Source organism: Allobosea sp. P4_H5 (assembly GCF_056400825.1).
In genome coordinates, this window is the sequence record NZ_JBFUKM010000018.1 from 76546 (window position 1) to 96953 (window position 20408).

Here is a 20408-nt window from a genome sequence, read left to right on the forward strand (position 1 = left end):
CCCTTTTGCACGTCCGAGTCGGGAGGAGGGGACTCAGCCGCGCTTGGGGGGAGACGCTGGCCAGCTCTTGATCAGCGTGTCGTAGTCGATCGTCTCGCCCTTCGGCTTTTCGTTGACGAGCTTGCGCTGCGGCGCCAGCGTGCCGGCCTTCTCGGCCTTGGCGAACCATTCTTCAGCCGTGGTGCGCGGGTTGAGCTTCGGCCCACAATCGCCCTGCACGCCGGAGCGCTCGAGACGTTCCATCACCGAATCCTGCGCCGCTGCCAGCGCATCCATCGCCGCCTGCGGCGTCTTGGCGCCGGAGGAGGCGTCGCCGATGTTCTGCCACCAGAGCTGGGCGAGGCGCGGATAGTCCGGGACGTTGTTGCCGGTCGGAGTCCACTGCACGCGCGCCGGCGAGCGGTAGAACTCGATCAGCCCGCCGAGCTGCGGGGCGCGCTCGGTAAAGCTCTTGTCCCAGATGTCGCTCTCGCGGATGAAGGTCAGGCCGACATGGCTCTTCTTCAAGCTGACCGATTTGGAGACGATGAACTGCAGATAGAGCCAGGCCGCCTTGCGGCGCTCGACCGGGGTCGAGTTGAGCAGCGTGGCGGAGCCGGCGTCCTGGTAGCCGAGCTTCATCCCGTCCTTCCAGTAGGAGCCCTTGGGCGAGGGGGCCATGCGCCATTTCGGCTTGCCGTCCGCGCTCATCACCGGCAGGCCGGGCTTGACCATGTCGGCGGTGAAGGCGGTGTACCAGAAGATCTGCTGGGCGATCGTCCCTTGCGCCGGCACCGGGCCGGACTCGCCGAAGGTCATGCCCTGCGCCTGCGGGGGAGCATACTTCTTCAGCCAGTCGACATATTTGGTGATCGAGTAGACCGCTGCCGGGCCGTTGGTGTCGCCGCCGCGCTCGACCGCGGAGCCGACCGGGCGGCAGCCCTCCATCCGGATGCCCCATTCGTCGACCGGCAGGCCGTTCGGGATGCCCTTGTCGCCATTGCCGGCCATGGAGAGCCAGGCGTCGGTGAAGCGCCAGCCGAGCGACGGATCCTTCTTGCCATAGTCCATATGGCCGAAGACCTTGGTGCCGTCGATTTCCTTGACGTCGTTGGTGAAGAACTCGGCGATGTCCTCATAGGCCGACCAGTTCACGGGCACGCCGAGATCGTAGCCGTATTTGGCCTTGAATTTCTCCTTCAGGTCGGCGCGCTGGAACCAGTCGTAGCGGAACCAGTAGAGGTTCGCGAACTGCTGCACCGGCAGCTGGTAGAGCTTGCCGTCCGGCCCGGTGCCGAAGGACTTGCCGATGAAGTCGTCGACGTCGAGGCCGGGATTGGTGACGTCCTTGCCCGGCCCGGCCATCCAGTCGGTCAGGTTGGTCGCCTGCTTGTAGCGGAAATGCGTGCCGATCAGGTCGGAATCGTTGATCCAGCCATCATAGATGTTCTTGCCGGACTGCATCTGCGTCTGGATCTTCTCGACCACGTCGCCTTCCTGGATCAGGTCGTGCGTCAGCTTGATGCCGGTGATCTCGCTGAAGGCCTTGGCCAGGGTCTTGGCCTCGTATTCATGCGTGGTGATCGTCTCCGAGACGATGTTGATCTCCATGCCGGCGAAGGGCTTCGCCGCATTGATGAACCACTCCATCTCCTTCTGCTGCTCCTCCTTGGAGAGCGTCGAGGGCTGGAACTCGCTGTCGATCCATTTGCGCGCCTCCTCGGGGCCGGCGAGAGCCGGTCCGGCGGCGAGCGCGAGCGCGAACAGGCTCGCACCGGAAAGGCTGAAAAGGGTCCTGCTGAGCGTCGTCATCGTTGTCCTCCGACGTTTCCCTTGGGGTGCCGCCCGTTCTTCCGGGTCGGTCGTTTCTTGTTCTTGGGCCGGAGCCGGATGCTTTCAGGAAAGATCGCCCTGCGATTTTTCCTGAAAGCTGAATCCGTCTCCCACCTGGAAGTCAGAGCAGGAGCCGATGCAAAAAACCGGTTCCCACTTTTTCGCCTCCTGCTCTGGCCTTCTCAGACGAAGCGGAACACCGCCGCGGCATAGAGGAGCGCGAGGCCGGAAGCCCACCACAGCGGCTGGCCGACGATCCCGAGCCAGGCGAGGTGAATGAAGGCGCTGCCGAGCAGCGAGATGAAGAGCCGGTCGCCGCGGGTGGTGGCGATGCCGAGCACGCCGACCCGCTCGGTCTCGGGCCGGAACACCGCGAGCAGGGTCAGGATCAGGAGCAGGCTGGCGATGCCAGCGAAGAAGACGCCGGTCTGCCAGGTCCAGGCCATCCAGTTGAGTTCCATCACACCCTCCCCAGGGCGAAGCCCTTGGCGATGTAGTTGCGGACGAACCAGATCACGAGCGCGCCGGGGATCAGCGTCAGTACGCCCGCCGCTGCGAGCACCCCCCAGTCCATGCCGGCGGCCGAGACGGTGCGGGTCATGGTCGCCGCGATCGGCTTGGCGCTGACGCTGGTCAGCGTGCGCGCCAGCAGCAGTTCGACCCAGGAGAACATGAAGCAGAAGAAGGCGGCGACGCCGATGCCGGACGCGATCAGCGGCATGAAGATCTTCGTAAAGAAGCGCGGGAAGGAATAGCCGTCAATGGCCGCGGTCTCGTCGATCTCGCGCGGCACGCCGGACATGAAGCCTTCGAGGATCCAGACCGCCAGCGGCACGTTGAACAGGCAATGCGCGAGAGCGACGGCGAGCGGCGTGTCGAACAGCCCGATCGCCGAATAGAGATTGAAGAACGGCAGCGCGAACACCGCCGGCGGCGCCATGCGGTTCGAGAGCAGCCAGAAGAACAGGTGCTTGTCGCCGAGGAAGCGGTAGCGCGAGAAGGCGTAGGCTGCCGGCAGCGCGAAGGCGAGTGAGAGCAGGGTATTCAGCGCCACATATTGCAGCGAGTTGATGTAGCCGTTGTACCAGCTCGGATCGGTGAAGATCTTGACGTAATTGTCGATCGTGAAGCGGTGCGGCCAGAGCGTCAGCTGGCTGGTGATCTCGGTGTTGGTCTTGAAGCTCATGTTGACGAGCCAGTAGATCGGCAACATCAGCGCGATCAGGTAGAGGGCAAGGATCAGCCGGCCGCCGCGCATCAACCCCTCCCCACTTCGGAGTCGGCCCGCGCATCGGCCGCGGTCATCACCGTGTAGAACACCCAGCACACCGCGAGGATGATCAGATTGTAGACGATCGAGAGCGCCGCCGCCTTGCCGAGGTCGAACTGGCCGAGAGCGAGCTTGACCAGTTCGATCGACAGGAAGGTCGTCGAATTGCCGGGCCCGCCACCGGTGACGACGAAGGGCTCGGTATAGATCATGAACGAGTCCATGAAGCGCAGCAGCACGGCGATCAGCAGTACGCGGCTCATCTTCGGCAGCTGGATGGTGCGGAACACGGCCCAACGCGAGGCGCCGTCGATGCGCGCCGCCTGGTAATAGGCGTCCGGGATCGACTTCAGGCCGGCATAGCAGAGCAGCGCGACCAGCGAGGTCCAGTGCCAGACATCCATCACGACGATGGTGATCCAGGCCGCCACCGGGTCGGAGACGTAGTTGTAGCGGATGCCGAGCCCGTTGATCGCGGCCCCGAACAGGCCGATGTCGCCGCGCGCGAAGATCTGCCAGATCGTGCCGACGACGTTCCACGGGATCAGCAGCGGCAGCGCCATGAGCACGAGGGTGGCCGAGACCGTCCAGCCCTCGCGCGGCATCGACAGTGCGACGAGGATGCCGAGCGGGATCTCGATGGCGAGGATGATTCCCGAGAAGGCGAGGTTGCGCCAGAGTGAGTCGTAGAAGCGCGAGCCGAGATCGCTCTTGGGATCGAGCAGTTCGGTGAACCAGCCGACGCCGTTCCAGAAGAACTGGTTGTTGCCGAAGGAATCCTGGACGGAATAATTCACCACGGTCATCAGCGGGATCACCGCCGAGAAGGCGACGATCAGCAGCACCGGCAGGACGAGGAGCCAGGCTTTCTGGTTGACCGGCTTCATGGCTGGCCTCCCGGAAGCGCTTCACCCTTCACCAGATGCCCGTCGCTGTAGATGTGGATCTGGCGGGCCTGCAGCGCGAGCGCCGCCTGATCGCCATCGAAGCTCGCGCCCTCCGGCACGCTCGCGGCGAGCTTGAGGCCATCGAGCTCGACGCGGGCGATGCGAGCGCGGCCGATATCGTCGATCCTGGCGATCCTGACCGGCAGCCCGGCTCCACCAGGAGCGAGCGTCGCATATTCCGGCCGGATGCCGAGTTCGACCTTGCCGGTGAGTGCGGGATAGTGCCTGGTCAGCGCGATCTCCTGCCCGGCGAGGTTCGCTCGTGAGCCTTCGACCTTGCAGGGCAGCACGTTCATGCCGGGCGAGCCGATGAAATGGCCGACGAAGGTGTGGGCCGGGTGCTGGAACAGTTCCTCCGGCGTGCCGGTCTGCACCACCCCGCCATCATGCATCACCACTACCGTGTCGGCGAAGGTCAGCGCCTCCGTCTGGTCGTGAGTGACGTAGATCATGGTGAGGTCGAGCTTGCTGTGCAGCTCCTTCAGCATCGAGCGCAGCTGCCATTTCAGATGCGGGTCGATGACCGTCAGCGGCTCGTCGAACAGGATAGCGGCGACATCGGGCCGAACGAGCCCGCGCCCGAGCGAGATTTTCTGCTTGGCGTCGGCGCCGAGCCGGCTCGCCTTGCGGTCGAGCGCCTGGCCTAAGTCGAGCAGGCCGGCGATCTCGGCGACGCGGGCCTCGATCTCGCCCCGCGCGACGCCGCGGTTCTTCAGGGGGAAGGCGAGGTTCTCGCGCACGGTCATCGTGTCGTAGACGACCGGGAACTGGAAGACCTGGGCGATGTTGCGTGCCTCTGTGGGCAGCTGCGTCACGTCCTTGTCGTCGAACAGGATGCGCCCGGCCGTCGGCACGACGAGGCCGGAGATGATGTTGAGCAGCGTGGTCTTGCCGCAGCCGGAGGGGCCGAGCAGCGCATAGGCGCCGCCCTGGCGCCAGACATGGTCGACCTCGCGCAGGGCATAGTCCTGCGGCCCCTGTGGATCGGGCTTGTAGGAGTGGGCCAGCTTGTCGAGCGTGATCCTGGCCATGTCACGCCGCCTTTGCCGGAGCTGCCGCAGCGAGCCCGCCGGCAGCATCGAACAGGAAGATTCTGGCAGGATCGAGCCAGGCGGTCACTGCTGTGCCCGGCTCCAGGCGCCGCACGCCCGGCACCAGCGCGACCAGGCGATGGGTGCCGACATCGAGATGGACATAGGATTCCGAGCCGGTGATCTCGGAGACGGAGACGGTCGCCATGAGTTCGATCGCCGGCGCCGGCAGCACGTCGAGCGCAAGGTGATGGGCGCGGAAGCCGAGCGTGTAGGCGCCGTCGGGTACGCCGGCGAAGGCGCCGCTCGCCGGGATGCTCTGGCCGGTCGAGAGTCGGACCTCGCCGCCCTGCTTGGTGCCGGCAAGCGTGTTGAGCGGCGGGTCGGAGAAGACCTGCGCGGTGACGAGGTCGTCAGGCTGGCGATAGACCTGCGCGGTCGGGCCGAACTGGGTGACCTTGCCCTGGAACAGCGTCGCGGTGTTGCCGCCGAGCAGGAGCGCCTCGCTCGGCTCGGTGGTGGCGTAGACGAAGATTGCGCCGGATTCGGCGAAGATGCGTGGCAATTCCTCGCGCAGTTCCTCGCGCAATTTGTAGTCGAGATTGGCGAGTGGCTCGTCGAGCAGGACAAGCTCGGCCCGCTTGACCAGTGCGCGGGCGATCGCGGTGCGCTGCTGCTGGCCGCCGGAGAGTTCGAGCGGCTTGCGCTGGAGATAGGGCTCGAGCCGCAGCAGCGCCGCTGCGCTCTTCACTCGAGCGTCGATCTCGCTCCCCGGCAGGCCGGCGACGCGCAAGGGCGAGGCGATGTTCTCGTAGACCGACAGCGCGGGGTAGTTGATGAACTGCTGGTAGACCATCGCGACATTGCGCTTCTGCACCGGCAGCCCGGTGACGTCGCGGCCCTCGACCACGACCTTGCCGCTGCTCGGTGCATCGAGTCCGGCCATCAGGCGCATCAGCGAGGTCTTGCCGGCGAGCGTCGCGCCGAGCAGCACGTTGAGCGAACCCCTCTCCAGTGTCAGCGAGATGTCGGCGAGCAGGGTTTGCGCGCCACGGGTCAGGCTGAGACGGTCGAGGGTCAGGCTCATCCCCGCGCCTCCATCTGGTGCGGTACGGCCGGTGCGGCTTTCGCCGCCATGTACTCACCGAGCGACTGACGCTGTTCGAGTGAAAAGCGCAGGCCGAGCTTGCTGCGCCGGAACAGCACGTCCTCGGCGCTCACGGCCCATTCCTGGCTCATCAGCCAGGCGACTTCGCGCTCGGTCAGGTCGGCGCCGAAGACGCGGCCGAGATCGGCCATCGCCTTGGCGCCTTCGAGCAGGGTTTCCGCGCGAGTGCCATAGGCACGGGCGAGCCGTCGCGCCAGCTTGCGGTCGAGCCAGGGGCGGGGGGCAGAGATGCGTTCGACCAGCCCCTCGAAGCTCTCGACCGGGAAGTCGCCGCCGGGCAGATGCGCCGCGGCGGTCCAGGACGGCGCGCGCAGCGCCGGCACGGCGGCGGACAGTTTCTCGACCGCCGCCTCGGCAAGCCGCCGGGCGGTGGTGATCTTGCCGCCGAAGACCGAGAGCAGCGGCGCAGAGCCCGCCGGCTCGTCCAGCGTCAGCACATAGTCGCGCGTCGCCTCCTGCGCCTTGCTGGCGCCATCGTCATAGAGCGGGCGCACGCCGGAATAGGTCCAGACCACGTCCTCGCGCTTGATCGGCTTGCGGAAATATTCGCCCGCCGCGGCGCAGAGATAGGCGATCTCGTCCTCGCTGGCGGCGACCTTGGCCGGATCGCCCTCATAGTCCTTGTCGGTGGTGCCGATCAGGGTCAGGTCGCCCTCATAGGGGATGGCGAAGATGATGCGGCCGTCTGCGTTCTGGAAGATGTAGCAGCGCTCGTGCTCGAACAGGCGCGGCACCACGATATGGCTGCCCTGGACCAGCCGCACCGAGGCCGGACGGTTGCTGGAGACGATGCCGTTCAGCACGTCGGCGACCCAGGGACCGGCAGCGTTGACCAGCACGCGAGCGCTGGTCTCGGCCCGGACGCCGTCGGGACCTTCGGTCGTGACCACCCAGAGATCGCCCTGGCGGCGGGCGCCGATCACCTTGGTGCGCGGCAGGATTTTGGCGCCGTGCTCGGCCGCATCGCGGGCGTTGAGCACGACGAGGCGGGCATCCTCGACCCAGCAATCGGAATATTCGAAGGCGCGGTCGAAGCGCGGCTGCAGCGGCTCGCCGGCGGCGTCGCGCTTGAGGTCGAGCGAACGGGTCGCCGGCAGCAGCTTGCGGCCGCCGAGATGGTCGTAGAGGAAGAGGCCGAGCCGCAGCATCCACCAGGGCCTGAGGCCCGCATGATGCGGCAGCACGAAGCGTAGGGGCCGGATGATGTGCGGTGCGGCGCGCCACATCACCTCGCGCTCGGTCAGCGCTTCGCGCACCAGCCGGAACTCGTAGTGCTCGAGATAGCGCAAGCCGCCATGGATCAGCTTGGTCGAAGCCGAGGAGGTCGCGCTGGCAAGATCGCCCTGCTCGAACAGCACGACCGAGGCGCCGCGCCCCGCCGCATCGCGCGCAATGCCGCAACCGTTCACGCCGCCGCCGATGATGGCGATGTCGAACACCGGAGCCGTCACGCGATCCCTCCCGCAGGCACTCCTGCGAGTGCCTCTTCAACGCACGGTAGAGCGTGATTTTCTTGCGTGCAACGGGAAAACGAAAGCGAAAGCGAAAATTCTAGCTTTCGCTTTCGGTGCGGAGGGCTGACTCCGCCAGCGTTTCGGTTTCGACCACGCTGATGCCCTCGCTGAGACAGAGCTCGCGCAAGGGCGGCGGGCCGAGCCGATCCGTGACGAAGACGTCGACATCGCGCAGATGGCCGATGCGCACGGGGGCGGAGCGCTCGAACTTGGTGCTGTCGGCGACGAGCAGGCATTGCCGGGCGTTCTCGATGATCGCCTGCGAGACGCGGACCTCGCGATAGTCGAAATCGAGCAGCGCGCCCTCCTCATCGATGGCGGACGTGCCGATCACGGCATAGTCGACCTTGAACTGGCGGATCAGGTCGACGGCGGCGGCGCCGATCACGCCGCCATCGGAGCGCCGGACCGGTCCGCCGGCGACGATCACCTCGATGTTCTGATGTGGGTAGAGCAGCGTCGCGACATGCAGGTTGTTGGTGATGACGAGCAGGCCGTGATGGTCCGACAGTGCGCGCGCCACCTCCTCGGTCGTGGTGCCGATATTGATGAAGAGCGAGGCGTCGTTCGGGATCAGCGCCGCCGCCGCCCGGCCAATCGCCGCTTTCTCGTCGCGGGCGATGAAGCGGCGCGCCTCATAGGCTAGGTTCTCGACCCCGGACGCGACCACGGCCCCGCCATGCACACGCGACATTATGCGCTGGTCGCAGAGCTGGTTCAGGTCCTTGCGGATGGTCTGGGCGCTGACCTCGTAGCGCGCCGCGAGATCCTCGACATTGACACGTCCCTGCGCCCTGGCCAGCGCCACGATCTCGCGCTGGCGTGGCGTTATGCTCTCCATATCCGGCTCCTCGTGACGTGGCGCCAAGCTGACCGCGCCAGCCGGCAGCGTCAACCGTGTCAAGTTCGGCGGCTAACGATCGCGGGCGCTGCCGAACGCACTCGCGATGCGCAACCCTGTCAAAAGACATGCGCGTTTGACAGACACTGCGCTAGCGGTCGAACTGTATCGTCTTCACCCCCGACCCGAAGGCCCCGCCTGTGCCGACACAGCTCGACAAGGATGCCCGTTTCCTGCGCGCCGTGCTGGCGGCGTCTGACGACTGCATCAAGGTGCTCGATCTGCAGGGCCGGATCGAGTTCCTGAGCGAGGGTGGCCTGCGCGGCCTGGAGATCGCCGATTTCGAGCCGATCCGCGGCACATTCTGGGTCGACCTCTGGGACGGCGCCGGCAAGCTCGAAGCCCAGGCGGCGCTCGCCGCGGCGCAGGCCGGCGGCAGTGCCCGTTTCCAGGGCATGGCCGCGACCGCCGCCGGCAATGCACGTTATTGGGATGTGCAGGTCTCGCCGATCGTCGCTTCGGACGGAAAGCCCGAGGCGATCCTCTCGGTCTCGCGCGACATCACGCAGATGCATGCCGGCGAGGAGCGCTACCGCCTGCTCGCAGGCGAATTGAACCATCGCATCAAGAATCTGCTCGCCATGGTCTCCGGCATCGTCAACCAGTCGCTGCGCGGCTCCGACGAGCCGCTCGATATGGTCAAGCGCCGTCTTTCCGACCGCTTGCAGGCACTGGCCGCGGCGCAGGATGTGCTGATGATGGCGAGCCGCCATGGCGCCGATCTCAGGCAACTGGTCGAGGTCGTGCTGTCGCCGCACCGCTCCGGCGGGCGCCTCGCAGTCGACGGCCCCTCGGTGACGCTCTCCTCGAAATGCGCGCTGGCGATGGCGCTCGCGCTGCATGAGCTCGGGACCAATGCCGTGAAGTACGGCGCGCTCTCGCAGGAGGGCGGCCATGTCGACGTCTCCTGGCGCAATCAGGGCGGCGAGTTCCACTTCCGCTGGCAGGAGAGCGGCGGGCCACCGGTGACGGCGCCGCAGCGGCGCGGCTTCGGCTCGCAGATGATCGAGAAGGTGCTCGGCAGCTATCTCGGCGGTACCGCGAAGATCGATTTCGCGCCTGAGGGCATCGCGCTTTCGCTCGACGCGCCGACCGCGGCGCTGGCCGAGGGCTAGCCGCCGATAGTCGCCCACTGTATGGCGGCGCGAAACCGGCTAGTCTTGCCGGCAGGTTCCGGCAGGAGGTCGACACGCTGATGCTGAGGAGGTCGCGCCGCGCCGCCATCCTCATCGCGGGTCTCGTCGCGTTCGGGCTCGCCTGCGCCGCCTATTCGCTGAACCGGCGCAGCCATGACGCCGCCGCGCTGGACGAGGCCGGACGCACGCTGCATCGCTTGATCTCGCAGCGGGCCGACCAGCACGACACCCATCTGACCAGCCTGTCGGCGCTGGTGCAGGCGGCCGAGCCGGCGCCGGTCGCGACCGTCGAGCAGGTCGCGGCCAGCATCGTCCGCTTCTATCCGCGTATCGTCGGCATCGATGTCGTCGATCTCGCGCTGAATCCGCCGCGCTCGCTGCTCGACGTAGCCGATCCGGCAGTCGTCGCGGAGGAGGCGCGGCAGGCGGTCGGCTCGAACTTGCGCACCCGTGCCCTCGACGGCGGCAACAAGCTGCTTCTGGTCAAGCGCGCGCTCACCGACGGCGCCGGCCACTATGCGCTCGCCCTCATCATCGACATGAACAGGCTTTCTGCCAGCGACACGCCGCTGCCGGAGGGGGCACGGGTCCAGCTGCAACTGATCGAGCAAGGTCGTGCGCTCGACGAGCCGGCAGGCGCCTTCAGCGCCGACATCGCCAGCCGGACCCAGCCGCTGCGCCTGACGCTGACGACGAGCGTGCCAGGCTGGCCGCTGCCGCCTCCGGCCTTCCTGATGCTGGCAGCTGTGCTCGTTGCGTTGGCCGCGTTGCTGATCGACCGTCTGCTCGAAGCCCGCAGTGCCGCGCGCGGCGCCGCGCGCAAGGCGGTGCTGGCCGAGCAGGATGCCCGCCTCGCCCATGCCGGGCGGGTCAACGCCATGGGCGAGCTTGCCTCCGGTATTGCCCACGAGCTGACGCAGCCCTTGACTGCGATCCTCGGCCAGGCCCAGGCCGGGCGACGCCTGCTGGCCCAGTCCGATGCGGATCAGGCGGTGCTGGCGGGCGCCTTCGAGGCGATTGCGCGCAATGCCCGCCGCGCCGGCGATATCCTCGGGCGGCTGCGCGCCTGGATCAGCAAATCCGAGCCCGTCGTCGAGACGGTCGACCTGACCGAGCTCGCCGGCGAGGTCGTCCATCTCCTCGCGGCGAACGCGCAGGCCGTGGGCGCAACGCTGCGCGTCACCGGTGATGGCAGCCGGCCGCTGGTGCGGGCCGACCGGGTCCAGCTCGAACAGGTCGTTTTCAACCTCGCCCGCAACGGGCTGGAGGCGGTCGAAGGCCGCGATCGCGAGCGCAGCGTGACCATCGAAGTCGGCACGCAAGGGAACGACGCCGTACTCGCGGTCCGCGACAGTGGCCCGGGCCTGTCATCGGAAGCGCAGGCGCGCCTGTTCGAGCCCTTCTTCACCACCAAGCCGGCGGGCCTGGGTCTCGGTCTTGCCCTCTGCGTCCGGCTCGTCGAGCGCTTCGACGGAACGCTCGCGGCGGAGAATTCCGCCGAGGGCGGAGCGGTCTTTAGCGTCCGCCTGCCGCACATCGCCGCTGACGCCCGGCAGAAGGCGGCCGAATGAGCCGGCAGCTTGTCCATCTGATCGATGACGACTGGGAGGTGCGCGAGGCACTGAGCTTCCTGTTGCGGACCGTGGGGCTTGAGGTCCAGCCGCATGCCGACGGCGCCGCCTTTCTGGAGGCACTACCGGGCCTGGCGCCGGGTTGCATCGTCACCGATATCCGCATGCCGCGCCTGACCGGGCTGAAGCTGCAGGAACGGCTCGCTGCCGCCCGCTGCCGCTGGCCGGTCGTCGTCATCACCGGCCATGGCGATGTCGAGGCCTGCCGCGCCGCCTTCCGCAACGGCGCGGCCGATTTCCTGACCAAGCCGGTCGACGAGCAGGTGCTGATCGACACCGTGCAGGCAGCGCTGGCGACGCTCGACGGCATGCTCGCGGCCGAGAGCGGCAGCGCTTCGTCGCGAGAGAGGCTCGGCCGTCTGTCACAGCGCGAGGCCGAGATCCTTGCTCTGATCGCCGAGGGGCGCTCGACCAAGGAGATCGCGCGGGCGCTGTCGATCTCGCCGCGCACAGTCGACACACACCGCGCCCACATTGCCGAGAAGCTGGAGACGACCTCTGTCGCCGAGATGGTCCGGCTGCACCTCGTCGGCGCCGATCGGTAGAACTACGTAGGCTTTGCGTTTATCGCCCGGATGCAAGCGCGACGCCGGCTTCGGCATTGTCCCCTCACACCAAAACGGTGGTCACCAGAGGGATCGTCATGTCGTTCGCCCGTCTCGCCATCATGTCTGCCGCCATCGCCCTGCCGACGCTCGCCCAGGCCCAGGTCGCCCAGGTCCGCGCTTTGCCGACCGCACTCGCCGTCGAGCTCGCCCAGGCGATCGTCGCCGCCTGCGCCGCCAAGAACTTTAACGTCGCCGCGACCGTGGTCGACCGTGGCGGCGTCGTGCTCGCCACCATCCGCGCCGACCGCGCCGGCCCGCACACCATCGAAGCGGCGCGCGCCAAGGCCTTCACCTCGGTGTCCGCCAAGAACAACACCGGCGCCATGGCCGAGGCTGCCGCCAACAATGCCGGCGCCCGCAATCTCGTCCACATCCCCGGCTTCCTGCTGCTCGGCGGCGGCGTGCCGGTGAAGGTCGGTGACGAGGTCATCGCTGCGGTCGGCGTCGGCGGCGCTCCGGGCGGCCACCTCGACGAAGAATGTGCCAATGCCGGCCTGCAGGCGATCGCTGCCAAGCTGAAGTGACCGGTCCTCGGTGAGGGGGGCGTCAGGGCCGCTGCCTCAAGGCAGCGGCCCTGATCGTTTCAGGCGGCAGGTTTCGCCGTCACGGCCCGCGTCGCTTCGATCGGCATTGTCTTCAGCGTCGCCGCCCAGAAGATGAGCGCGACGGCGGCGATACCTGCGCCCAGCAGGCTGACGCCGGTCCAGCCGGCCTGCGCGTAGACCAGCGTCGAGCTCGACGATCCCAGCGCGCTGCCGATCGAATAGAACACCATGTATCCGGCCGTCAGCCGGCTCTGCGCCTCCGGTCGGACCCGGTAGATCATCGCCTGATTGGTGACGTGCACGGCCTGCAGGCCGAAATCGAGGATCAGGACGCCGGCGATCAGGAAGAGGATCGACTGCGGCAGCAATCCGATCGGCAGCCAGGCGAACAGCATCAGCGCCAGCGCGATGCCGGTGAGGCGCTGGCCGTGGCCGCGATCGGTCCAGGCGCCGGCCCGCGCCGCGCCGAGCGCGCCCGCCGCCCCGGCGAGGCCGAACAGGCCGATCGCCGTATGCGACAGCGAGAAGGGCGGAGCGGCGAGCGGCAGGACCAGCGGCGTCAGCAGCGTGGTGACGTCGGCGAAGATCAGCATGGCGATGATCGCTCGGATCTGGAGCACCCGCTCCTGCCGGAACAGGGTGAAGAGCGAGCCGATCAGCTGCGGATAGGAGAGTCGCGTCGGCGACTTGCGCTCGGCCGGCAGCGCCCGGAGCAGGATCGCGGCGATGATCAGCGTCGCTCCCGCCGAAAGCAGGTAGACCGCACGCCAGCCCGAGATATCGGCCATCGCGCCGGCAATGGCGCGGGCGAGCAGGATGCCGAGCACGATCCCGCTGGTGACCGAGCCGACGACCTGGCCGCGCTCCTCCGGCTTAGCGAGGCTCGCGGCATAGGCGACGAAGGCCTGGGTCACCACGGCGAGGAAGCCCATTGCCGCCATCGCCGCCAGCAGCATCGCGCCGGAGACGGAGAAGGCGACGCAGATCAGTGCGGCGACCGAAAGCAGCGATTGCAGCACGACGAGCTTGCGCCGGTCGACGAGGTCGCCGAGCGGCACCAGCAGGATCAGCCCGAGCCCGTAGCCGAGTTGCGTCGCGCCGACGACGAGGCCGACCGTGGCGCGCGACAGCTTGAGATCGTCGGCGATGATGTCGAGCAGCGGTTGGGCGAAATAGGCGTTGGCGACGGCGAGCCCGCTCGCCACCGCAAAGAGTAGGATCATGCCGGCTGAGAGCGGCGTTGTCGGATGGGGGGATGATGGGCGTGCGTCGGCGCTCGCGGCGCCGGTCGGCGCCGCCTCGAGATCCAGTCGCATGGGCAGGTCTCCGCTATACAAGTTTCATAATGAAACTCATTGCGGTGTAGCGGTGTCGGTTTTATCTTGCAACCGAAAGGTCGATCACGGAGCCTTGAGGAGAACACCGCAGCGATGGTGAAGCGCCGCAGCCTGGTCAGCGATTATTGCCCGAGCGCGCGGGCGCTGGACGCGATCGGCGACTGGTGGTCGCTGCTGATCGTGCGCGACGCCTTCGACGGCATGACCCGCTTCAGCGAGTTTCAGAAGAGCCTCGGCATCGCCCGCAACATCCTGTCCGAGCGGCTGCGCACGCTGACCGCGCGCGGCATCCTCGAAGCCGTCCCGGCAGCGGCCGGTGGCACCAGGCAGGAATATCGGCTGACCGCCAAGGGCCGCGATCTCTTCCCGGTGATGGTGGCGCTCAGGCAATGGGGAGAACAGCACCTGTTCGGGCCGGGCGAGCAGCATTCCTCGCTGATCGAGCGTGACAGCGGCCGCAAGGTCACGCTGACCGTGCAGACCGAGGACGGCAGGCCGATCGATGCGGATGGCGCGATGATCCTGAAGGTAATGGAGACGGGCTGAACCCTATTTCAGCCAGAGCCTGAGCGGGATTTTTCCGGCCTTGCCGCAGTCGGCAAAGGCGACGCCGTCCTCGGCCAGGGTGCCGGTCACCGCGCAGCTCTCCTCGCCGATCACCAGCATTGCGGCATAGCGCTGCCCGTCACGCCGCAGGCTGAGCGTGCCGGCTTTCTCCGCGATCTCGCCCGGCCCGCACAAGGCGAGATGCTTCAGGTTGATTGGCCCGGCGAAATCGCGCTTGCGCTTGGAGGCGGCAGGCCCCGCCTCGGCGAGTGTCGCCGTCACCGCCCATTCGCCGGCATAACCATAGCGGCCGGTCAGCTCGAGCGCCTCGGCCGCGGTCGGCATCATCGGCAACAAGGCCAGCAGCAGAAGCGCGCGCATATTCCCTCGCAGCGTAAGGCGTCATGCTAGCCGCAGCGTGCAGCTCGCGCGAATCCAGGGCTGCACTCACTTCGCGGCCGCCTTGCGTCCCTGACTCTGGCGCATGGCGGGCCCGGGCACTATCCTCCGCTATTCCCCAAGCACAGGACGGACAGGTGTCGATGGACAAGCGGGTCGAGACGCCGCCGGCGCAGGCGGCGCTTTCCCATGCCGATATCCGGTCGATCCTGATCGGGACCATGCTCGCCATGTTCCTGGCGGCGCTCGACCAGACCATCGTCGCGACCGCGATGCCGACGATCGGCCGCGAACTCGGCGACGTCGCCCACCTGCCCTGGGTCGTCACCGCCTATCTGCTCGCCGCGACCGCCGTGACCCCGCTCTACGGCAAGTTCGCCGACATCCATGGCCGGCGCGTCACCATGCTCGGCGGCATCGTGATCTTCGTGATCGGTTCGGTCGCCTGCGCGCTGGCGCCGTCGCTTTGGCTGCTGGTGGCCGCTCGCTTCGTGCAGGGGCTCGGTGGCGGCGGCTTGATGGCCATGGCGCAGACGATCGTCGGCGACATGGTCCCACCCAAGGAGCGTGGCAAATACCAGGTCTATTTCGCCAGCGTCTTCTTCACCTCCTCGCTGCTCGGGCCGGTGCTCGGCGGCATGATCGCCGAGGCGCTGCACTGGTCGGTGATCTTCTGGATCAATCTGCCGCTCGGGCTCGGCGCCTATTGGATGACCGACAAGGCCCTGCAGCGCCTGCCGCGGCATGAGCGGCCGCACAAGCTTGACGTGCTCGGCGCGCTGCTGATGACCGGCGCGACCATGACGCTGCTGCTGGCGCTGTCCTGGGGCGGCACGCATTATCCCTGGGGCTCGCCGCCGATCCTCGGGCTGGTCGCTGGCTCGGTTCTGCTCTGGCTTTGCTTCGCCTGGCGCCTGCGCAGCGCGGAAGAGCCGCTGATCCCGCTGACGGTCCTGGCCAATCCGGTGGTCCGCAATGCCACCATCGCCGCCGGCTTCGGCATGGGCACCTTCATCGGCCTCACCATCTACCTGCCGCTCTATTTCGAGACCGTGGCGGGTCTGTCCGCCGCCAATTCTGGGCTCGGCCTGATCCCGCTGACCTGCGGCACCGTCTTCGGCGCGACCTCCTCGGGCCGGGCGATGGGCAAGCTGACGCATTACAAGCGCGTGCCGGTCGCGGGACTGAGCCTCGCGCTCGTCGGCACCGCCGTGCTGATCGCTTATGGCGACCAGCTGCCGCTCTGGGTCTTCGGGCTCGTCCTCGCCCTGATCAGCGTCGGCTTCGGCATGCTCCTGCCGGTCGCGACCGTCTCGATCCAGAACGCGGTGCCGATGCACCAGCTCGGCACGGTCACCGGCACGGCCAATTTCTTCCGCCAGATCGGCGGGGCGCTTATCGTCGCCATCTTCGGCGCGATCGTGCTCGGCGGGCTCGGCGCCAGCGGCCCCGGGCTCTCGGCCGAGACGCTCAAGGCCGGCGGCGTCGATCGCGCCACCATGGTCGGCCTGTTCCGCTATGTCTTTGCTGCAAGCTTCGCGGGATTCGCCTTGGCGCTGCTCTTCCTGCTACGCATGAAGGAGTTGCCGCTGCGCGGTTCCGCCCTCGCGGCTGCGAAGGAAGTGGCGGGCGAGTAGCGGAACGCACCACGTCGTCGCGCGTTTGCCGCAAGCCCGTCACAGAGCGGCGGCAGCTTGTCTCGTCGCGTCAGAGGAGTGCGCCATGTCCGATCTCGTCGTCATCGTCTATCCGACCGAAGCCCGGGCCGAGGAAATGCGGCAGAAGCTCTTCGGCTTGCAGAAGGAATACCTAATCCAGATCAGCGATGCTGCGATCGCGGTGATGCACGAGGACGGCAAGGTCAAGCTCAACCAGTTGCTCAACACCACCGCGCTCGGTGCGGCGTCGGGTGGCTTCTGGGGCCTGCTGATCGGTGCGATCTTCCTGATGCCGATCTTCGGCGCGGCGATCGGTGCGGCCTCGGGCGCGCTCGGCGGTGCACTGACGGATTATGGCGTCAACGACGGCTTCATGAAGGAGCTCGCCGCCAATCTGCAGCCGGGCAATGCCGCGCTCTTCGTGCTGATCCAGAAGATGACCGGCGACAAGGTGCTCGAGGCGATCAAGGGCACCGGCGGGCTCGTGCTCAAGACTTCGCTCGACCATTCGCAGGAGCAGGCCCTGCGCGATGCGCTCGCGGCTTCGCCGGCCGCACAGCGGCAGGAGTTGGCGCCCGGTTCGACCGAGCCGACGCCGAATCCGATCCCCGGCGCTTGAGTCGAGGATTGGCTTCCGCTACCGCCGTTTGAAGCTCTGCTTGGCGATGGTGAGGATGATGGTGCGGCCGGTCTCGGCCGTGCCTGTCATGCTCTGCGCCACGAGTTCGGCGCCGATGCCGGAGAGGCGCAGGCCAGCGGGCTCGTCGGGCAGGCTCCAGCTCTGCGTGTCGGCGTGGAAGGCGAGCGGCTGGTCGAAGCGGCCGCCGGCACCGGCAAGGAAGGCGTTGATCTGGCCGACCGTGCCGGCCTTCGTCTGGTCGAGCCTGACCCGGTAGAGCGCGCGCCGGCCGATCAGATCGAGCTCGACCCCGACGACGACATGCTCGGCCGGGTGACGCGTATAGATGCTGGTCGAGGAGACGCTGCGGCGATCGATCGCCGCCTCGCCTTGCATGCGGATGACGCCGCCCGCATCGGTGGAGAGCTGCTGCCCGGCGCCGGGCGCGCTGATCTCGGTATCCGAGCCGATCGCGACCCGGACGTCTCGGCCGGCCAGCGGCTTGCCGGCCTCGTCGACGAGCTTCAGGGTCAAAGCGACTGACTCGGCCTGCGCAGTCGTAGACGCCAGGGAGAACAGGGAGAGGAAAGCGGCGCTCAGAAGCGTCTTCATCGGCTCCGCCTCCGCTATCCTCAGTCGCGCAGCAGTTCGTTGATGCCGGTCTTGGCGCGGGTCTGGGCGTCGACCGTCTTGACGATCACGGCGCAGTAGAGCGAAGGGCCGGGCGTGCCGTCGTTCAGCGGCTTGCCGGGCAGCGAGCCGGCCACGACGACCGAATAGGGCGGCACCTTGCCGACATGGACCTGGCCTGTGGCGCGGTCGATGATCTTGGTCGTCGCCGAGATGAAGACGCCCATGGCGAGCACCGAACCCTCGCCGACCACCACGCCCTCGACCACCTCGGAGCGGGCGCCGATGAAGCAGTTGTCCTCGATGATCGTCGGGTTGGCCTGCAGCGGCTCGAGCACGCCGCCGATGCCGACGCCGCCCGAGAGGTGGACGTTCTTGCCGATCTGGGCGCAGGAGCCGACCGTCGCCCAGGTGTCGACCATGGTGCCGGAATCGACATAGGCGCCGATGTTGACGAAGGACGGCATCAGGATGACGTTCGGCGCGAGATAGGAGCCCTTGCGCGCGGCGGCCGGCGGCACGACGCGGAAGCCTGCGGCGCGGAAGCGGTTCTCGCCCCAGCCTGCGAACTTCGAGGGCACCTTGTCCCAGAACACGGCCTCGCCCGGGCCGTGCGCCATGATCTCGTTGTCGGCGAGCCGGAAGGAGAGCAGCACCGCCTTCTTCAGCCACTGATTCGTGACCCACTCGCCGCCGACCTTCTCGGCAACGCGCGCCTGGCCGGAATCGAGCAGTTCGATCGCCTGCTCGACGGCATCGCGCACGGCGCCCTTGGTGTTGAGGCCGATCTCGGCCCGGTTCTCCCAGGCGGCGTCGATGGTGGCGGCGAGATCGGTCAGGGACATGGAGCGGCTCTCTCTCGTCATGGTCGGCCTGGTGCCGACCATCCACGCCTTGAGACGTGGATGAAAAGGGGAAGACGTGGCGGCTCGGGACGGACCCGGGCGTGACGGGGTGAGCGATGGCGGAAGCCCGCGGCGCCGTCAAGGCAAAGCGGGAATGCAGGCGGCCCATCCATGCTACAATGCGAACAGGCAAAGAGCCTCTAACACAATCTGGACCTAGCTGGATGGGTCTTGGAGGAGCTGAATGCCAGGAGGAACGCGCAGCCGATATCCTTCGATATCGGCAAGTCGATCCGACGCCGCAGGCGGCCCTCCAAGGCCACCTTCGGCGCCGGGAATTCGCCCGCCCGCGGCGTCGCGGCGCTTGCCGATACCAACGGTATCGGCTTCACACCGCTCCTGGCGGATCGGACGAATTGCCGGCGTCCAGATAGGTTCAGATTGTGTTAGAGGCTCTCAACGCGGCGGAGTCGAACGATGACCCGGATCCTGATTGCTCTTTTCGTCTTCGGTCTCGCTGGTGCGGTGCAGGCGCAGGGCCGGCCACAATCGCCGACGCTGAGTTGCGCTGCCAACCGCCAGAGCGTCCTCGCCAATGGCGCGATCGTGCTCGGCACCGGCGGCTACACCTATGACCGCTTCGTGCGCGACCGCAGCTTCTGTCAGTTCGACGAGATCACCTATCCAGCCTGGGTGCCCGCTCGCGATACGCCGCAATGCTTCGTCGGCTACCGCTGCAAGAACGCCTCGCCCTGGGACGATTGAGGCGACCTCAGAAGCCGGTACGCTGCCGGATCGCCGCCGCCAGGGTGCCGTCGTCGAGATAGTCGAGTTCGCCGCCGACCGGCACGCCGTGGGCGAGCTTGGTCACCTTGATCTCCAGATGCGCCAGCAGGTCGGTGATGAAATGTGCCGTGGTCTGGCCCTCGACCGTGGCGTTGAGCGCCAGGATCACTTCCTTCACCGCAGGTTCCGAGGCGCGCGCCACCAGCGCGTCGAGCGAGAGGTTCTCGGGCCGAATGCCGTCGAGCGCCGAGAGCACGCCGCCGAGCACATGATAGCGCCCGCCGACCGCGCCCGAGCGCTCCAGCGCCCAGAGATCGGCAATATCGGCGACGACGACGATCAGGCCGTCGTCGCGGCGCGGATCGCGGCAAAGCCCGCAGGGATCGCTGGTGTCGACATTGCCGCAGCTCGAGCAGACGACGATGCGCTCGCGCGCCACCGCCATCGCCTCCGAGAGCGGGCCGAGCAATTGCTCGCGCTTCTTGACGAGATGCAGCGCGGCGCGCCGGGCCGAGCGGGGGCCCAAGCCCGGCAGCTTGGCCAGGAGTTGGATCAGGCGCTCGATCTCGGGGCCGGCGATGGTGCGGGACATGGGTCTCTAAGGCGGCATGGTCGGCCTTGAGCCGGCCATCTCAGGACAAGAGGGCTCTTTTGCGAGAGATGCCCGGGCCTTGCCCGAGCATGACGATGTGCCTGCTTCAGAACAGCTTCGGCATGCCGGGGGGAAGCGGCAGGCCCTTGGTCATCTCGGCCATCCGCTCCTGCACGGCCCGCTCGGCCTTGTTGCGGGCGTCGTTGCTGGCGGAGATGACGAGGTCCTCGAGGATCTCCTCCTCGCCCTGAACCATCAGGCTCGGGTCGATCTTCACCGATTTCAGCACGTTCTTGGCGGTCATCACCACCTTGACCAGGCCGCCGCCGGCCGAACCCTCGAATTCAAGGGTATCGAGCTGGGCCTGCATCTCGGCCATCTTCTTCTGCATGTCCTGCGCCTGTTTCATCAGGCCCATCATGTCGCGCATGGC

Annotated in this window: 21 protein-coding genes and 1 pseudogene; 8 read left to right on the top strand and 14 right to left on the bottom strand. The window is 67.4% G+C overall.

Annotated elements, in window-relative coordinates:
* Window positions 1-33: 33 nt before the first annotated feature.
* The 8 genes and pseudogenes from AC1DS0_RS28370 to AC1DS0_RS28405 form a co-directional block, all read right to left on the bottom strand.
* Window positions 34-1791, bottom strand: a complete 1758-nt coding sequence (locus AC1DS0_RS28370; protein ID WP_476817561.1) for an ABC transporter substrate-binding protein — start codon at window positions 1789-1791, stop codon at window positions 34-36.
* A gap of 203 nt (window positions 1792-1994) precedes the next feature.
* Entirely contained in the window at window positions 1995-2273 is a 279-nt protein-coding gene (locus AC1DS0_RS28375) for a DUF2160 domain-containing protein (RefSeq protein ID WP_092157416.1), read from the bottom strand.
* Window positions 2273-3040, bottom strand: a pseudogene (locus tag AC1DS0_RS28380) (carbohydrate ABC transporter permease); the annotation flags it as partial. The gene AC1DS0_RS28375 and the pseudogene AC1DS0_RS28380, both read right to left, overlap by 1 nt.
* Window positions 3041-3069: 29 nt before the next feature.
* Window positions 3070-3969 carry a carbohydrate ABC transporter permease gene (locus AC1DS0_RS28385; RefSeq protein ID WP_476817562.1) on the bottom strand — a complete coding sequence of 300 codons (900 nt, stop codon included), beginning with the start codon at window positions 3967-3969 and terminating at the stop codon, window positions 3070-3072.
* Entirely contained in the window at window positions 3966-5060 is a 1095-nt protein-coding gene (locus tag AC1DS0_RS28390) for an ABC transporter ATP-binding protein (RefSeq protein ID WP_476817563.1), read from the bottom strand. Before AC1DS0_RS28390 ends, AC1DS0_RS28385 begins: the two co-directional genes overlap by 4 nt.
* Before the next feature lies 1 nt (window position 5061).
* Window positions 5062-6147 carry an ABC transporter ATP-binding protein gene (locus AC1DS0_RS28395; protein WP_476817564.1) on the bottom strand — a complete coding sequence of 362 codons (1086 nt, stop codon included), beginning with the start codon at window positions 6145-6147 and terminating at the stop codon, window positions 5062-5064.
* A complete protein-coding gene (glpD, locus tag AC1DS0_RS28400; protein ID WP_476817565.1) occupies window positions 6144-7679 on the bottom strand; it encodes a glycerol-3-phosphate dehydrogenase in 1536 nt (511 codons plus the stop codon). Before glpD ends, AC1DS0_RS28395 begins: the two co-directional genes overlap by 4 nt.
* A gap of 100 nt (window positions 7680-7779) precedes the next feature.
* A complete protein-coding gene (locus AC1DS0_RS28405; RefSeq protein WP_476817566.1) occupies window positions 7780-8583 on the bottom strand; it encodes a DeoR/GlpR family DNA-binding transcription regulator in 804 nt (267 codons plus the stop codon).
* A gap of 200 nt (window positions 8584-8783) precedes the next feature.
* On the opposite strand from AC1DS0_RS28405, the gene AC1DS0_RS28410 reads away from it, so the two are divergent.
* The 4 genes from AC1DS0_RS28410 (at window position 8784) to AC1DS0_RS28425 (ending at window position 12542) form a co-directional block, all read left to right on the top strand.
* On the top strand, window positions 8784-9758 hold the full coding sequence (locus AC1DS0_RS28410; protein ID WP_476817567.1) for a sensor histidine kinase: 975 nt from the start codon (window positions 8784-8786) through the stop codon (window positions 9756-9758).
* Between the two features lie 80 nt (window positions 9759-9838).
* The gene (locus tag AC1DS0_RS28415) at window positions 9839-11350 is read left to right on the top strand and encodes a sensor histidine kinase (RefSeq protein WP_476817568.1); all 1512 of its coding nucleotides are present in this window, start codon (window positions 9839-9841) and stop codon (window positions 11348-11350) included.
* Complete coding sequence (locus AC1DS0_RS28420) at window positions 11347-11955, top strand: response regulator transcription factor (protein ID WP_476817569.1); 609 nt, start codon at window positions 11347-11349, stop codon at window positions 11953-11955. Before AC1DS0_RS28415 ends, AC1DS0_RS28420 begins: the two co-directional genes overlap by 4 nt.
* A gap of 98 nt (window positions 11956-12053) precedes the next feature.
* Window positions 12054-12542 carry a GlcG/HbpS family heme-binding protein gene (locus AC1DS0_RS28425; RefSeq protein WP_476817570.1) on the top strand — a complete coding sequence of 163 codons (489 nt, stop codon included), beginning with the start codon at window positions 12054-12056 and terminating at the stop codon, window positions 12540-12542.
* A 59-nt stretch (window positions 12543-12601) separates the two neighbouring features.
* On the opposite strand, the gene AC1DS0_RS28430 is transcribed toward AC1DS0_RS28425, so the two are convergent.
* A complete protein-coding gene (locus AC1DS0_RS28430) occupies window positions 12602-13879 on the bottom strand; it encodes an MFS transporter (RefSeq protein WP_476817571.1) in 1278 nt (425 codons plus the stop codon).
* 114 nt (window positions 13880-13993) lie between these two features.
* Here AC1DS0_RS28430 and AC1DS0_RS28435 point away from each other — a divergent pair, with 114 nt between their 5' ends.
* On the top strand, window positions 13994-14446 hold the full coding sequence (locus tag AC1DS0_RS28435) for a winged helix-turn-helix transcriptional regulator (protein WP_476817572.1): 453 nt from the start codon (window positions 13994-13996) through the stop codon (window positions 14444-14446).
* 3 nt (window positions 14447-14449) lie between these two features.
* On the opposite strand, the gene AC1DS0_RS28440 is transcribed toward AC1DS0_RS28435, so the two are convergent.
* Window positions 14450-14827: a hypothetical protein gene (locus tag AC1DS0_RS28440; RefSeq protein WP_476817573.1), complete on the bottom strand. Its 378-nt coding sequence runs from the start codon at window positions 14825-14827 to the stop codon at window positions 14450-14452.
* 161 nt (window positions 14828-14988) lie between these two features.
* Between AC1DS0_RS28440 and AC1DS0_RS28445 the strand changes: the two genes are divergently transcribed.
* Together AC1DS0_RS28445 and AC1DS0_RS28450 are read left to right on the top strand one after the other, a co-directional pair.
* On the top strand, window positions 14989-16482 hold the full coding sequence (locus AC1DS0_RS28445) for an MDR family MFS transporter (protein ID WP_476817606.1): 1494 nt from the start codon (window positions 14989-14991) through the stop codon (window positions 16480-16482).
* 85 nt (window positions 16483-16567) lie between these two features.
* Window positions 16568-17122: a DUF1269 domain-containing protein gene (locus AC1DS0_RS28450; RefSeq protein ID WP_476817574.1), complete on the top strand. Its 555-nt coding sequence runs from the start codon at window positions 16568-16570 to the stop codon at window positions 17120-17122.
* 18 nt (window positions 17123-17140) lie between these two features.
* Here the strand turns inward: AC1DS0_RS28450 and AC1DS0_RS28455 are convergent, their stop codons facing one another.
* Together AC1DS0_RS28455 and dapD are read right to left on the bottom strand one after the other, a co-directional pair.
* Complete coding sequence (locus AC1DS0_RS28455; RefSeq protein ID WP_476817575.1) at window positions 17141-17734, bottom strand: hypothetical protein; 594 nt, start codon at window positions 17732-17734, stop codon at window positions 17141-17143.
* Between the two features lie 20 nt (window positions 17735-17754).
* On the bottom strand, window positions 17755-18597 hold the full coding sequence (gene dapD, locus AC1DS0_RS28460; RefSeq protein ID WP_476817576.1) for a 2,3,4,5-tetrahydropyridine-2,6-dicarboxylate N-succinyltransferase: 843 nt from the start codon (window positions 18595-18597) through the stop codon (window positions 17755-17757).
* Window positions 18598-19074: 477 nt separating this feature from the next.
* On the opposite strand from dapD, the gene AC1DS0_RS28465 reads away from it, so the two are divergent.
* On the top strand, window positions 19075-19362 hold the full coding sequence (locus AC1DS0_RS28465; protein ID WP_152015954.1) for a hypothetical protein: 288 nt from the start codon (window positions 19075-19077) through the stop codon (window positions 19360-19362).
* Between the two features lie 7 nt (window positions 19363-19369).
* On the opposite strand, the gene recR is transcribed toward AC1DS0_RS28465, so the two are convergent.
* Window positions 19370-19975 carry a recombination mediator RecR gene (gene recR, locus AC1DS0_RS28470; RefSeq protein WP_476817577.1) on the bottom strand — a complete coding sequence of 202 codons (606 nt, stop codon included), beginning with the start codon at window positions 19973-19975 and terminating at the stop codon, window positions 19370-19372.
* A 106-nt stretch (window positions 19976-20081) separates the two neighbouring features.
* On the bottom strand, window positions 20082-20405 hold the full coding sequence (locus AC1DS0_RS28475) for a YbaB/EbfC family nucleoid-associated protein (protein ID WP_476817578.1): 324 nt from the start codon (window positions 20403-20405) through the stop codon (window positions 20082-20084).
* Window positions 20406-20408 lie beyond the last annotated feature (3 nt).

Bases quoted from the DNA above. Each gene is read 5' to 3' on its own strand.
- AC1DS0_RS28370 (WP_476817561.1), bottom strand. From the start codon at position 1,791: ATGACGACGCTCAGCAGGACCCTTTTCAGCCTTTCCGGTGCGAGCCTG.
- AC1DS0_RS28375 (WP_092157416.1), bottom strand. From the start codon at position 2,273: ATGGAACTCAACTGGATGGCCTGGACCTGGCAGACCGGCGTCTTCTTC.
- AC1DS0_RS28385 (WP_476817562.1), bottom strand. From the start codon at position 3,969: ATGAAGCCGGTCAACCAGAAAGCCTGGCTCCTCGTCCTGCCGGTGCTG.
- AC1DS0_RS28390 (WP_476817563.1), bottom strand. From the start codon at position 5,060: ATGGCCAGGATCACGCTCGACAAGCTGGCCCACTCCTACAAGCCCGAT.
- AC1DS0_RS28395 (WP_476817564.1), bottom strand. From the start codon at position 6,147: ATGAGCCTGACCCTCGACCGTCTCAGCCTGACCCGTGGCGCGCAAACC.
- AC1DS0_RS28405 (WP_476817566.1), bottom strand. From the start codon at position 8,583: ATGGAGAGCATAACGCCACGCCAGCGCGAGATCGTGGCGCTGGCCAGG.
- AC1DS0_RS28415 (WP_476817568.1), top strand. From the start codon at position 9,839: ATGCTGAGGAGGTCGCGCCGCGCCGCCATCCTCATCGCGGGTCTCGTC.
- AC1DS0_RS28420 (WP_476817569.1), top strand. From the start codon at position 11,347: ATGAGCCGGCAGCTTGTCCATCTGATCGATGACGACTGGGAGGTGCGC.
- AC1DS0_RS28425 (WP_476817570.1), top strand. From the start codon at position 12,054: ATGTCGTTCGCCCGTCTCGCCATCATGTCTGCCGCCATCGCCCTGCCG.
- AC1DS0_RS28430 (WP_476817571.1), bottom strand. From the start codon at position 13,879: ATGCGACTGGATCTCGAGGCGGCGCCGACCGGCGCCGCGAGCGCCGAC.
- AC1DS0_RS28435 (WP_476817572.1), top strand. From the start codon at position 13,994: ATGGTGAAGCGCCGCAGCCTGGTCAGCGATTATTGCCCGAGCGCGCGG.
- AC1DS0_RS28440 (WP_476817573.1), bottom strand. From the start codon at position 14,827: ATGCGCGCGCTTCTGCTGCTGGCCTTGTTGCCGATGATGCCGACCGCG.
- AC1DS0_RS28445 (WP_476817606.1), top strand. From the start codon at position 14,989: ATGGACAAGCGGGTCGAGACGCCGCCGGCGCAGGCGGCGCTTTCCCAT.
- AC1DS0_RS28450 (WP_476817574.1), top strand. From the start codon at position 16,568: ATGTCCGATCTCGTCGTCATCGTCTATCCGACCGAAGCCCGGGCCGAG.
- AC1DS0_RS28455 (WP_476817575.1), bottom strand. From the start codon at position 17,734: ATGAAGACGCTTCTGAGCGCCGCTTTCCTCTCCCTGTTCTCCCTGGCG.
- dapD (WP_476817576.1), bottom strand. From the start codon at position 18,597: ATGTCCCTGACCGATCTCGCCGCCACCATCGACGCCGCCTGGGAGAAC.
- AC1DS0_RS28465 (WP_152015954.1), top strand. From the start codon at position 19,075: ATGACCCGGATCCTGATTGCTCTTTTCGTCTTCGGTCTCGCTGGTGCG.
- recR (WP_476817577.1), bottom strand. From the start codon at position 19,975: ATGTCCCGCACCATCGCCGGCCCCGAGATCGAGCGCCTGATCCAACTC.
- AC1DS0_RS28475 (WP_476817578.1), bottom strand. From the start codon at position 20,405: ATGCGCGACATGATGGGCCTGATGAAACAGGCGCAGGACATGCAGAAG.